Origin of the sequence: Novipirellula artificiosorum, from assembly GCF_007860135.1 — a bacterium.
Classification (GTDB): Bacteria; Planctomycetota; Planctomycetia; order Pirellulales; family Pirellulaceae; genus Novipirellula_A; species Novipirellula_A artificiosorum.
On sequence record NZ_SJPV01000014.1, the window covers coordinates 160,024 to 173,051 of the forward strand.

The window sequence follows — 13,028 nt, forward strand, 5'->3', positions numbered from 1 at the left end:
CGCCGAGTCGTCGACCACCAGAATTTTAGTCGGTCAGGAATTCACGATACTCTTCCTACGGTTTGCTTTTGGCAGCAAATGACTTTATGAAAAATTCGCGGAGCAACGTTTTATCAAACGGTTTGACAATAAAATCAATCGCACCGGCTTGGATGCACTCGGCCAATTTCGGCTTTTGATTCACTGCGCTGACCATGACGACACGTGCCTGCGGATCGTGCTGCATCATTTGTTTTAGCGCCGACACGCCATCGACCTTGGGCATCACGATATCCAAGGTGACGAGGTCCGGTTTTTCTTGTTGATAAAGCGACAAGGCCTGTTCGCCATCCTCCGCTTCACCTGCGATTTCCCAACCGGCGGATTCCGCAATCTCGCGAATGCGTTTCCGCATAAACAGGGCATCGTCGACGAATAATAAGCGTTTGGTTGCCATCTCTTTGTTTCTCGCCGATTGTTTGCTTTAACTCGATCGGTTCTTGTCCCACGTATATCGAAAAAGTTATCCGAAAGCGACTTGATCACCATGTCGTGACTGCCCAGCAGTTCGTCGACCCGCAATCCCATGGTCTTGCCGGCGATCTGCAAGATCACCACTTCCGATGCCTGCACTTCGGCATCGCATTCATCGCCATCCGATTCTCTGCCGCCGGGGCCGTCGTGACCAGAATCGATATCATGCCAATCCAAAATTTCGTCGATCGTAACCAGCGGAATGAATTCGTCTCGCACGTCAATGGTTCGTTTTCCCTGCACCGTGACCACATCATCATCGCCGGCCGTGCTGAATCCGGGGTGCCAAATGTAATCCAAAGCCTGCTCGTCGCTCAATTCGCCAGCGGCCGACTCCGACAAAACTCGGTTGCTGACCAGTTTCGCTTTGATTTTCTCAACGTCGATTCCACCGCCGTCATCGCGAATGTGGATCGAGACGTTGTTGCCGCTGTGTGTGGCCTCCAGAAAGATCGTTCCTACATCCGGTTTGTCGTTGTCCCGGCGAACTTGTGGTGATTCAAGTCCGTGGTCAATCGAGTTTCGTACCAAGTGCACCAAGGGATCCCCCAGAGCGTCGATCATCCGCTTGTCGAGCTCCGTCTTCTCACCACGGATCCGCAGATTCACACGTTTGCCACGTTCGTTGGACAAATCGCGGACAACACGTTTGAAGCGATTAAAGAGGGGACCGACGGGGACCATTCGAGTGTCGAGGACTCCCTTTTGCAAACTCTGCGAGACCCACGAAAGTTGATCAATTGCTTCGCCGAACTTTTCCAGGTAGCCACGATCATGTTCCCAGATCTCTGAATGCTCGTCCATCAACTCCAAACCGCGACGTAATTGCTCGACCAACGCAATACGATCGCACGGTTCCGCCGTATCATTCTCTAGGCCATCGATCGTGTGACGCAAGCTGTCACAAAAATCGCGGATCCGATTCAACGTACTGGCTTTCCGATGCGCCGGACTGATCTGGCGGGATATCTGCACAAAGCGCGCTCGATTGACAACCAACTCGCCGGCCAGATTCATCAGGCCATCCAGTTGGTCGATCTCGACTCGCATGGTTTCGGCAACCTTACCGGCCGCTTTGTCCGACGTATGCGTTTCGCCGGTGCCGGTCGCGTCGATTGGCACCAGGGATGCCGGTGACACGACGGGTTCTGGATCGTCGGTCGGTTCAACCTGATCCGGTGTAGCGGCATCGGTCACGCCAGCCGGCACGGTCGAAAGTCCTCGATCAGGTGATTCGGACTCTGCATCGGCTAAGACGGCAACAGCCTCGTTCCTTGATTCGCTTTGGTGATCGGGATGATCATCAGTCTTGATTTCTGGCGATTCCTGACCAATGGCTTCATCGACTTTAGCTGGGGGTGGGACGATTAAACAACCGTTCTAATTGGCAGTTTTGTCCGATACAACGAACGAACCGGGAAAGGTGTGGCCAAGATGTTTCCGCAGGTCTCGTATGGACGCGTTTCGAGGTGGCTAATTGTCCAGGTGCCGTGTATGGAATGATCCTCATTGCACAGCGGGTAAAAAGGTGTTTTCCGGGCACCCCGTCCCATGCGCCCTTTGGGGCTGAGGTTGACAGGCATCAACGCGCTTTTCTATTGATGGCTTGACTAAACTTTCTTTCGCCCACTGGGGGCTGGTTTGTTCGCTCGCATCGATTTGCCGCGTCTTTCTGGAACATTGTCTTGCATCGAGCACTATCCTCGGCAATCTGGCTCGTCTTGGCCGCCGGTTGGAGCCACGCGCAAACGGGCTCTTTTCCAGCGGCATTGCTACCGCATGCAATTGAGAGCAACGATGGCGGGATTGAGCTACCGGTAAGCATGTCACCGGGACTGCAGCTACCTGGTTCATTCACATTCGGCGGAATTGACGATCAAACCGCGGGGCTTGCACTGGCGGATTTTAGCGGCGAAGTCAATCAGCCGACGTCCATCGCGCAGGTATCCGAGTCGCAAGTCGTGTCGACCGGACTGACGCCCGCGCCCAATGCAAGCAGGTTCCAGGGGAAATTCTCACGCAACCCACGACAATTTGACGTCGGCACCAATCTCTACGATGCGCCCGAATTCAAGGGTGGTTTGATTGTGTTCGGTGAGGATGTGGCCATGAAGATCGGCGGATATGTGAAGGCCGACTTCATCTATGATTTTAACCCGATCGACTCCACCGATAGCTTTGTCACGACGGACATACCGGTTGGCGCTCCTGCCCGAACGAATACACGTTTTCATGCACGTCAGACAAGGCTCAGCTTCGACACACGCTGGGCGTCTGATGCACATCCCGTTCGCATGTTCGTCGAAGGGGATTTTTTCGGTGACAACAATAGCTATCGCCTACGTCATGCCTATGGCGAGGTCGGCTCCCTTTTGGTCGGTCAGACATGGACCACGTTTACCGACGTGGCCTCGTTTCCGGCAACGTTGGACTTTGAAGGGTCCGTTTCGAGCGTCAATCGACGACAGGCGTTGATCCGCTGGACACAACCGGTACTCAATGAGAATTGGACCATGGCGATTGCCGCCGAGAATCCGCAATTCGACGTGGTTCCGCCCCCGGGAATCACGGGCGATTCGCGTACGCCTTCGCCGGATTTGGTAGCGAGACTGCGTCTAAGCGAAGAATGGGGGCAATATCAAATAGCTTGTCTGTATCGGCTAGGTGGCTTTCAGCCGACGGACGAACGTGTCATCACGGGATCAGCCTGGGGGATCAACCTAACCGGAGCAACGCTCTTGACGGATAAGAGCAAGTTCTATCACCAGATCGTATTTGGAGATGGAATTGGTAGCTACCGGGGGCTGCCGGATGCGGCGCCCGAAACCGCAACCACGGACAAGGTGTTGGGATTTACAGGCTGGATGGTCGGAATCACTTGGGACTGGAATGACCGTCTGAGTTCCAACTTGACCTACGCCGAAAACGCCCTCGATAACTCGTTGCTTCAGGCGGCAAGCGACGAGCGGCAGACAACCTATCTAGCGGTCAATGCGATTTGGAATCCGGTAGCTCGAGTGAAGGTTGGCATCGAGTATTTGTATGGTCTGCTGGAAACCGTCGATCGCAAGAAGGGCGATGCGCATCGTATCCAATCGGCGTTGATCTTCGACTTGCCGTAAATGCTTAGGCTCATGCCACAAAGCGCTGCGCGAATGACGAACCGATCGACACACCAAAATTCCGAATCCAACCCGACATCATCAACCATCCGTTGAAGTAATCGCCGACCGAATTCAGTATTGCCCAGTCAAACGGGAGGCAGGCTCTGCTGCGGAGCAACCTACCGAGAGATACCTGGGACAGGAACGCCGGTGTGGCACGAATAAAAACCTTGCCGGGCCATTGCGTGCCCCATGCTCGTCATGGCCCATCTCTGGGATCGGACGGCGGCTTTACCGCACCGAGGTCTGTCGCCGCGTTGGGGTCTGACTCCGCGTTGGGGGGCATGCTGATCAGACGGAGATCGCGTTGCGGGAAGGGGACGCCGATGTGGGCGTCTTCGAGCGCCTGCTGGACGGCGACAGCAATCTCGCTGTGGATTGTATGCGTGTTGGTTGCGTGATCCGCATCGAACCACGCCCGGAGCTTGAAATCGAGAGAGCTGTCGCCAAAGTTCTCAAAAAAGGCGACCGGCTCGGGATCGCCAATCACCTTGGGGTTGGCCTTCGCCACATCAATCAGCAGGTCAATCACTCGCTGGGCGGGTGTCCCGTATTCGACCCCCACGTTCAGATCGATCCGCCGACGCCTGTCCGAAAGCGTCCAGTTGGTGACCTTGTCCGAGATGAGCATGCCGTTGGGCACAATGACTTCGGCCCCGTCGAAGGTGCGGATCACGCTGGCACGGATACCAATCCGTTTCATGGTCCCCGAGGTGTCGGACAACTCGATCGTGTCTCCGACATCGATCGGTCGCTCAAAGAGCAGGATCAGACCAGAAACAAAATTATTGACAACGTTTTGTAAACCGAATCCGATCCCGACGCCTAGCCCACCTGCGACGACGGCAAGTTTAGTGATCTCGACGCCCGCTGCGGACAGACCGACCAGAAAGCCAAGGCAAATCACGCTGTATCGGGCGAGGTTCGAGACAGCGTACGGAACACCTCGGCTGGTACGTACCCGCGAGAACACATCTTCCTGAAGAAGCACCTGCACCCACCGCGCAAGCAGAAAGGAGAACCAAACGGTGAATGCAAACACGACCACGTCGCTCAGTGAAACCGAGAGCGCACCGATCTCGACACTGGCACCAAGGACCTGTTTGGCAACCTCGATCGCGGGCGTGAGTAGACCAAGTTGCCCACAGACAAGTGCCGCCCAGAAGCCCGCCGCAAGGACACTCAAGCCTCGCTCAAGCCAATGCTGCACTCTCTGTCGATGATTGGAGATCGCCCGAACGAGTTCGAGAGGTCGAAGGACGAGCGCAAACATGGCTAGCCCCTGAGCCACCTTCAGCAGCACAAAGACCACCAACCCCAGATAGCCGCTTCTCAGAACGCCGTCGCCCAGCAACACGGCAAGGTCACTCCATCCAAACAGATCCGACAAGATTGCTATTGTCAAAACTCCAGCAGCGAGACTCATCGCCACGTAGAGCGGTCGGAAGAAGGGATGACCTCGACGCTCCTCGGGCAGTTTGACGATTCGGCTCGGGCGCAACAGGTAGATCAACAAGCCGAGTCCACCGAACATCTCTGCGAAGAAGACGAGGCGACTCAGAGTGGGTGTCGTATCGAGCAGGTCGCGAGACCGATCGAGAATGTACAGAATCGCCAGCCCCCAAGTGAACAGGATCAATGGATCAGGTAGGTAGCGCTGAACAATTCGCAACGTTGCGACGGCGATGAATGCGGCGGCGACCAATCCAGCGCTACGGGGTGCTAGCGGGTCCAGCGGTATCGTGAGAAAAGCTGTGATCAACACGGCCATGGCCCACGGGTGCTCGAAGACCAACTGGGCACCTCTTAGACGATTATCAACTTCCGCCCTCGCTCGGGTCCGCTGGCGCAGCCAACGCAAGGTTAGGCCAATGGCTAGGAACAGCACGATCTGGAAGCCGATCGAATGCGTGGGCTTCCTCGAGACTTGTCCCCTCTCTTCAAACCGCTTCCTTAAGAGCTGCGGCCCGATGGTTTGCCATTCCATCTGGAGCGATTCTCGGATTCGCGGGCTCCACAACGGTGGGTGCTCGGCCCGAAAAATTCCCGCCAGCCGTGCCTCCACGGTCGCTTGCAACTGTTCGATGGATTCAGCGAGCGCGACGCTCGGATTCACCAGTTTGTCGCGCACGGACAATAGCTCATTGCGACGTTCGACGACTGACGAACGCATCTGAGCGATCTCACCGAGCACGGCGGCAATGCGTGTCAACATCGTCGCATCGGCGTCCTCTTTGGTCTTGGCCAGTTCGTCCGTCATCGTCCAAACCGCTGCAATCTTGTCAATTCGCTCGAATGAATCACCGAAGCCATCCAGTTGGCCATCCAGTTCCTCCTCGAGTGACCGCAAGTGATCGAGCATCTCGGTGAGCTCGGCCGAGGACCTTTGCAGAGTGCGCACGTTGGGACGGCCAGTCAGCATTTTCCGGGTCTTCGCCAATTGCGTCTCGACTTCTTTGAGTACGAGATCCGTTTCTCCACCGACCCGCTCAAGGGTCCGATGGGAGCTGTCGCGGGGTAGCAGCGTAGCCAACTCGGCGGTTGTCGCTTCCGCGCGATTTGGCACTTCCTCCAGCAAGATGGGCGGGGCGGTTGTTGTTCCCGACTGATCGTCAGGAATCTCCGTCGCAGCGGTCTCTGCGTCGCCCGATGTCGTGGGTGCAGTGCCCTGCGACCATGCGACGGGGCCTGGAAGCCCAAGGACGCATGCCGCCAAAAGCAACACCGCATGTGGTCCTATACGACCGTATGGAAGCAGGGGGTCCATGGAGTGCCTTGTGCCAATGAGTATGATCATGCCATTCAGAAAAAGCAGGACGGTGTCTTGCGGCGGTCGACGAACATGAGGGATGCTCCCAAATACGACTCGAAAGAGCACAAGAGTTTAGAGCCAATTCCGCCTGCGAACACCCCGGTGTAAAGTTAAGGAAGACATGAGCATGCGTGCCGTTGCCCTGAGTCCCGCAATCTTGCCCACAGAAGGAATCCACATGTTTTCAGTCACGGAAAAGCGGTACGCGACATGCCTCACTCGCGTCGCGAGCTGGAGCCTACTTCTCGGCGCCGTCATACTGTGCACGACGAATCGATCTTTGGCCGCAGATCCTCTTCGTGAATCCGAGATTCTGGAGTTGATGCAACGAGCCAATCGCTCACGCGCGACAATCCTTATCGCGACACCGATCGCGATTGGGTGCGATCCACTTGGTATTCCGGCGTCATCGAGGCGTATCATGCCACGGCCGATCCAACCTATCTCAATCAGGCTTTGCAATGGGCCGAGAAGCATCAGTGGAAAATCGGAAAAGAGCGATCGGGGTTCAATCGGTTGTTTTGCGCGATGACGTGGGCGGAGCTGCATTTGCTTGACCCGAACCCAATGAAGATTGTCCCCACGATCGACGGACTTCGCATCGACTTGCCCTACGCGCCAGAGGTCGGGAAGGTGTGGTACAGTCATGAGCCCAATCCCACGGACGTTCGTCATGTTTACGCCGACTCGCTGTATGCCGCTCCGTTATTCGCGATGCTGTACAAGGCGACTGGCGATCAGAAGTATCTGGATTTCCTGAATGACGCGTTCTGGAACGTGACGGACGTGATTCTGGACAAGGACGAAGCGCTGTACTATCGCGATCCATCCTACATCGGAATAGAGTCACCCAACGGCGAGAAGATTCTCTGGTCTCGCGGCAACGGCTGGGTGTTTGCCGGGCTCCCGAGACTCCTGAAACATCTTCCCAAGGACGCCCCGAATTACGACCGGTATGTCGACCTGTACCGGCGGATGGCCAAGTCGCTTGCCGCACGTCAACAGGATGACGGCTTCTGGCGGTCTAACTTGGATGATCCCTGGCACTATACGATGCCCGAGAGCAGCGGCACGGCACTAGCCGCCGGTTTGTTGCTCGATAACCCTGTCCTCATTCACCGGTAGCTGACGCCATTCCGCTCACCTATTTCACGCACATTGCTTAGTTGCTCTGATGAACGCAGGATGCCTGTTGCAGTTCGAACGCATTGAGCCAGACCGCCTTCGCGCCATCGCCGTCGGCGTCGGTCATCGTGACGGTTACGGGCGCATCGCCTTGAACCTCGAACGTGACGATCGCCGCGCCGGGCCCAGAATCCGGGATCTGGCCGCCCGATGTCGTGCCGGCCACGACTCGCTTGCCGTCCACTTGAATCGCGACGTTCGCAGCGACCGGAATCTGGTGAATGGTCAGAGTTTTGAGGCGTTCACGATTCGGGTCCATCGAATTCGTATTCGAGCGAGGAGAATGGTGATACGTTTTCAGCTGATATCGCCCCTTCGGCAGCCCGCTGAACTGCAAGAGGAGCCCCTTCTCATCGACCGCACACATGCCATCGCCAATCGCAAAGTTCCTGAATCCCTTGATGTTCGCCTCACCGAGCCAGCGAGTCATGCCGTCCTTTGAGCCGCACTTCAGAGCGACTTTGAAGCCGCCCATGTTCGGAAGAGTGATCAACGCTTCCTCGTTACGGTTGCCGAACCAGGGCGTCCAGTCGAATTGGACGAGTTGTCCCGCTTCGCCCAGGTCGACGAGGACCTTCTCCTGGTCGTAGATCGGCTTCGCGCTGGCTTCGATGGAGTCGGAGTTGAATGGGACGCTCGAGACAGTTACTTCTTGGGCGTCGAATCCCTCGCATTCGGCGCGAACAGTAATCATGCCCGGTTCCGTCATCGCCCGAATGAGGGCCGGTGCGGCGCCCCGCGAAAGGCCGATCGGGTTGACGCCCTTAAGCAGCCCGTCTCCGACGATACTGGCCGGGCCGGTCACGGAGTAGCGGACTTGTAGCTCCGACTTCGGAACGATGTTGCCCTTGTTGTCGAAGAAACGAGTTCGCGCGATGACGATATCCGAGCCGTCGGCGGTCAGAACACGGTCTTCCATGTCAAGTTCCAACTTCATCGCAACCGGCTCGCCGGACGTCGCGTCGCGCGGCGGTGACTGTGTGCGGAAGCCATCGAGCGAACCGCTTCGCATCCGATTCCACTGGTTGGGACCAATGTGGAACGTGTAATATGCGTGGCCGGTCCAGGCAATGATACCGAGACGTAACGGATCACTCGCGTACTTCTGTAAGGTCGATTCACCGGATCCGCCCTCCATCGCTAGGAGATACTCTTTACCGGACCAGTCTTTGATTCCGCCGTAGTCCATGTTCGTGAACAGGTCGCAGACGCCGGAATTCTGCACACCGGTCCACTCTGCGTTGTTCGAACCGGTCCAGCGAGTCGGGTCTTCCTCCTTCACGGCGTAGTGCAAACGGGGAACGTACCCACGATGGTTGATTCCGCCGCCCCAAATGAGGACCGACGGATGGTTGCGGTGATTTCGCACCATCCGACGCGCGGCTCTTTCGAGGTTATCGAACCACGCGTCGTTTCCAATGCTAATCCAGGTGGGAGCCTCTTCGTAAACAAGAATGCCAAGTTCGTCGCAAGCATCCAGCAGCGCGTTGTCTTGCGGGTAGTGAGCCGTGCGGACGATGTTCAGCCCCATCTGCTTGAATTGCAGCATGTCCTTGTAGTGCAGCGCATTTGGGACTGCGTCGCCGATGTAGGCGTAGTGCTGATGCCGGTTCTTGCCAACCAACTGCACCGGCTTGCCGTTGAGCAAGAAACCTTCCTCCTTGCTCAGGTCAATCGATCGGATGCCGAGCGGATTCTCGATGCAATCGACAACGTGGTCGCCATCCAAGACGAGCGTGTTCACACGATACAGATAGGGATCGTCGCACGACCACAGGTGCAGGTTCTCTTCGATGCCTCCGGTTTGATTCATCGTCCAGTCGGCGCCGGGACGGACCACTTTCTCGGTAAGCAGCCGCAGTACGACGACGCCTTCTTTGTCGATCACGCGCGTCAGTAGACGGCATGCTTTCACTTGATCGCTTTCGTTACGCACGGTTGTACGGATCGAGATCGTCGCGTTGTTGTTGAGCGGGTCTACGGTCGGCGTCGTGATGAAGACGCCCGCGTAAAAATCTTCCCAGGGGAACGTGACATGAAGTGGGGCTGTCTCAACCAAATAAACGTCGCGATAAAGTCCGCTGAACTTCACGTAGTCGAAGGGGCCGGGATCCGGCGGAACGCCGTCGCGCCGGCGGTTGTCAACTCGAAGCGCCACCTTGTTTCCGCCCCGCTCAACGAAGTCCGTAATGTCAAAGTGGAACGGCGTATATCCCCCGATCGCATGTTGGCCGACGTGCTTTCCGTTGACCCAAAGGTCGGTCACTTGATGGGCGCCTTCGAATTCGAGGAAGACCTTGCCCGCTTGCTTCGAAACATCGATCGTTCGACGATACCAGCCGACCGTGCGGTGAAACGTTGGCTGCGTTTTGTCGTCGTCGCACCCGTCGAGATTGAGATCGGTCAGCTTGAGCGTGTGAGGAATGGAGACAACATCCCAAGAAGAGTCGTCCAGGTCCGAGGTATGGTGAAGAGCATCGGGATCGCCCAGGTGGAATCGCCAGCTTGTGGTCAGGCTCGTCTTGCTTCGCTCCGTGTCTGGAAAGCCGTCCGGCAGCGTCGAGTCGGCGAACAGAACGCCGGCCGAGCAGCAGAGGACAACAAGGGATGCAAGAATACGATAGGCATGATTCATGGTGGGCTCTGTCGGGGAAGGTGCCGGATGGAATCCGGGTGCGATAGCGGGTCGGTTCCTAAAGCGAGGGCGGATGCCTAACCGGAAGACGCCACTTTCATTTCCATGCAAGTTCGAATCGCACGCGAGTGAATCACTTGCGTCAAAACCCACTCGCTTGCGTTTTGTGCATGTATTGGCAACGTTTTCGCCCCAGCGTAGCGTTTTGCTGTTAGGCCGGTTGCAGCTCAACCTTCTTTCCGGCCAGTGAGAGGTTCTCCTCGATGAACTGCTTATCCCAAAGGTTTGAGATCACGGCTGAAACGCTGGGATTCTGCAACGCCCACAGATAGGCCTTCATTGGCGCCTTCATCTCGCCGGGAACGATTCGGTCCACTTTATCGATTCGCCACTGTGGGATCGGCTGCAACGACTTATGATGTGTGGCGACGGCCATTGCCACTTTCATGCCAATGACGCCGACGTCCTCTGCGGCTGCCATCTGGATCGCGTGATCAAGGTATCCACCATTGATCACGTTGTAAGCCATCATCACCAAATCGTAATAGCCCACTTCGGTGGCAGTTCGCAGAATGGCGGCCGGATCGTTGTGCGACGTGACACCGAGAAATCGGATCTTGCCTTGTTGCTTGAGCCGATCGATTGTCGCCTGGATCTCTGGGAGTCGAAGCTCTTCCGGCGTACAGGCACCATGCGGGCACATGACGATATCGAAATAGTCGGTTCCTACACGCTTCAAGCTTTCTTCAATGGAGTTTGTAATGTGCTCTGCAAACTCCTTACTGCCTTCGACGCGATGCGCATAGTCAGGCATCATTGCATTGCTGAGATAAGAAGGAGCAAACTCGCGATCCTGGCCCGGCCAGTACTTCACGAAGTAGCCCGGCTTGGCGGCTCCACCCGCTTGCAGCGTCTGTTCCGCGCGCTGCATGATGCGTTTTTGTTTCTCGGCAGGCAATTCGTCAAAGATCTCTTGATACAGGCGGTTACGGAGTTCCTTGAACCCGCTGATCTTTGTGGTCAGGAAGACCTTCTCTCGTTTGGCCGATCCGGTTAGCAGTTTCCCATAGGCCTCTTCGCACTTGCCACGCCCGTAGGCGGGAGCCATGTCCAAGTAGTTCAGGCCCTTCTCAATCGCCAGATTCAAGTGTTCGTAGTTGTCTGGCCGGATCGGATCACCGCCGCTGACGATCTCGGAAACCATCAATCCGGTGCGGCCCAATCGCCGATATGCCATGCCCGCCTGCTTGTTTCGCCATTCCACCTTCGTGACCGGCTCGTTTGTGGCTTGCCGCTCACCCGGTGCCGGTCCCGCTTGTGGCTGATCAGGACTCTGAGCGGCTGTGGTGCCTGCCATCGCGGCGCCAGCCGCCGCACTTTGAAGGAACGTTCGGCGATCCATACGACTGCACTATGGTTGGAGGGAACAAATGGTACATGTCTCCACGGTGGGATCTCATGGTAACATAAGTCAAGAAACGATGTCGACCGCGAGCGGTGGGCGATATCGTTTGGTTCGATCAAATCGAACCCGTATTCTTTAACCCATAGGAGCGAGCGATGAATCTCTCGGTCAATTTTCGTCTGTCCGTCGGCGCTTCGATACTGTTGTTGTATCTGCAGACCCCGTTGCAGTCGCAACAAACGGACGTGCGGGACAATTTCTCGCGTCACCAATTGGTAGCATGGTGCATCGTTCCGTTTGACGGCAAGAAACGCGGGCCCGCCGAGCGGGCGGCGATGCTAAAGACGATTCACCATTCCACCTATGCGGGTCCCATCGGAATCATCGGGCACACCCAAGACGACGTCGAACAGCGACTGCGCGACAACTTGGACGGCTTGGATTGGATCGTGCCGCAACTGAGCGGAAAGCCAGCGGGCGAGAAGCCCAAACCCAACTGGATTAAGGAATGAAAGCTGTTCGCCAAAACTTAACGATCAAGACAATCGTGTGAGTAAGGCCCATCCTGAACGTTCGGTTATCGCAACAAGGCAGCGAAGGATTGCGGATGAAGCAATCGATCTGTGTTTTGTTCTCCGTTGGAATCAACATCAAGGAGACCGTTGCGGGTCATTGACGATCGCAGCGTATGCGGGTTTCGGGTTATTATTGGCATCAAAGAGTAGCGGAATCCTCAGCGTCGGTTGCGTCCGATCCATTTTCGGATGAGTCTTTGAAAAGCAACTGAGCGAAGTGATACAGGTTGTTTCGCCAGTGAGTGGGATCGTGTCCGTGTGAGTCGACGTTCCAAACATGCGGAATGTCGTTCTTTTTCAGGAAACGCTGCAACCGCTGGCTGATTCGGATCAATCCGTCTTTGTTGCCGCACGAAAGCCACAGCAATTCAAGTTGTTCTTTGGCTTTTTCCGAATCGGGGATCAGTTCCTCTGGAGCCTTGGTATTCGGGGCGGACGAAAAGCTACCCACCCATGCAAACGTGTCCAGATGCGTCAGTCCGAAATTGAGCGACTGGCCGCCGACCATCGACAATCCCGCCAGTCCTCGCTGCTCGCGATCCGCCTGCACGGAATAGCGAGACTCGATGTCGGGGATGACATCATCGAGCAAGTCGTTCTCGAATACTGCGAAAGCTGGCCCCGACGCAAAGACATCGCCTTGGGCACGGTCGTCTTTCTGGGCGCGACCGTTGGGCATGACGACGAAGAAGGCCTCTATCGACGAATGGATCAGTTTCTGAGCATCTGTCAGAAGCAT

At 56.3% G+C, this 13,028-nt stretch carries 9 protein-coding genes; 3 read left to right on the top strand and 6 right to left on the bottom strand.

Going from position 1 to position 13,028, the window contains the following annotated elements; all coding sequences use genetic code 11:
- Positions 1 to 55: 55 nt before the first annotated feature.
- Both Poly41_RS35175 and Poly41_RS27955 read right to left on the bottom strand, forming a co-directional pair.
- Positions 56 to 382 (bottom strand): response regulator, encoded by a 327-nt coding sequence (locus tag Poly41_RS35175; protein WP_231616006.1) that lies wholly within the window; start codon positions 380 to 382, stop codon positions 56 to 58.
- Complete coding sequence (locus Poly41_RS27955) at positions 265 to 1,722, bottom strand: chemotaxis protein CheA (protein WP_146530668.1); 1,458 nt, start codon at positions 1,720 to 1,722, stop codon at positions 265 to 267. The genes Poly41_RS35175 and Poly41_RS27955 overlap by 118 nt, the downstream gene beginning before the upstream one ends.
- A gap of 476 nt (positions 1,723 to 2,198) precedes the next feature.
- On the opposite strand from Poly41_RS27955, the gene Poly41_RS27960 reads away from it, so the two are divergent.
- The gene (locus Poly41_RS27960; RefSeq protein ID WP_146530669.1) at positions 2,199 to 3,635 is read left to right on the top strand and encodes a DcaP family trimeric outer membrane transporter; all 1,437 of its coding nucleotides are present in this window, start codon (positions 2,199 to 2,201) and stop codon (positions 3,633 to 3,635) included.
- Between the two features lie 241 nt (positions 3,636 to 3,876).
- Here the strand turns inward: Poly41_RS27960 and Poly41_RS27965 are convergent, their stop codons facing one another.
- Positions 3,877 to 6,444, bottom strand: a complete 2,568-nt coding sequence (locus tag Poly41_RS27965) for a mechanosensitive ion channel domain-containing protein (RefSeq protein ID WP_197231715.1) — start codon at positions 6,442 to 6,444, stop codon at positions 3,877 to 3,879.
- A gap of 348 nt (positions 6,445 to 6,792) precedes the next feature.
- Between Poly41_RS27965 and Poly41_RS27970 the strand changes: the two genes are divergently transcribed.
- On the top strand, positions 6,793 to 7,614 hold the full coding sequence (locus Poly41_RS27970) for a glycoside hydrolase family 88 protein (protein WP_146530671.1): 822 nt from the start codon (positions 6,793 to 6,795) through the stop codon (positions 7,612 to 7,614).
- Between the two features lie 37 nt (positions 7,615 to 7,651).
- Here Poly41_RS27970 and Poly41_RS27975 read toward each other — a convergent pair whose 3' ends face one another.
- Both Poly41_RS27975 and Poly41_RS27980 read right to left on the bottom strand, forming a co-directional pair.
- Positions 7,652 to 10,309 (bottom strand): glycoside hydrolase family 2 protein, encoded by a 2,658-nt coding sequence (locus Poly41_RS27975; protein WP_146530672.1) that lies wholly within the window; start codon positions 10,307 to 10,309, stop codon positions 7,652 to 7,654.
- A 211-nt stretch (positions 10,310 to 10,520) separates the two neighbouring features.
- Positions 10,521 to 11,711, bottom strand: a complete 1,191-nt coding sequence (locus Poly41_RS27980) for an aldo/keto reductase (RefSeq protein ID WP_146530673.1) — start codon at positions 11,709 to 11,711, stop codon at positions 10,521 to 10,523.
- Positions 11,712 to 11,869: 158 nt separating this feature from the next.
- Between Poly41_RS27980 and Poly41_RS27985 the strand changes: the two genes are divergently transcribed.
- Positions 11,870 to 12,226, top strand: a complete 357-nt coding sequence (locus Poly41_RS27985; RefSeq protein ID WP_146530674.1) for a hypothetical protein — start codon at positions 11,870 to 11,872, stop codon at positions 12,224 to 12,226.
- A 202-nt stretch (positions 12,227 to 12,428) separates the two neighbouring features.
- Here Poly41_RS27985 and Poly41_RS27990 read toward each other — a convergent pair whose 3' ends face one another.
- Entirely contained in the window at positions 12,429 to 13,028 is a 600-nt protein-coding gene (locus Poly41_RS27990; protein WP_231616003.1) for an alpha/beta hydrolase, read from the bottom strand.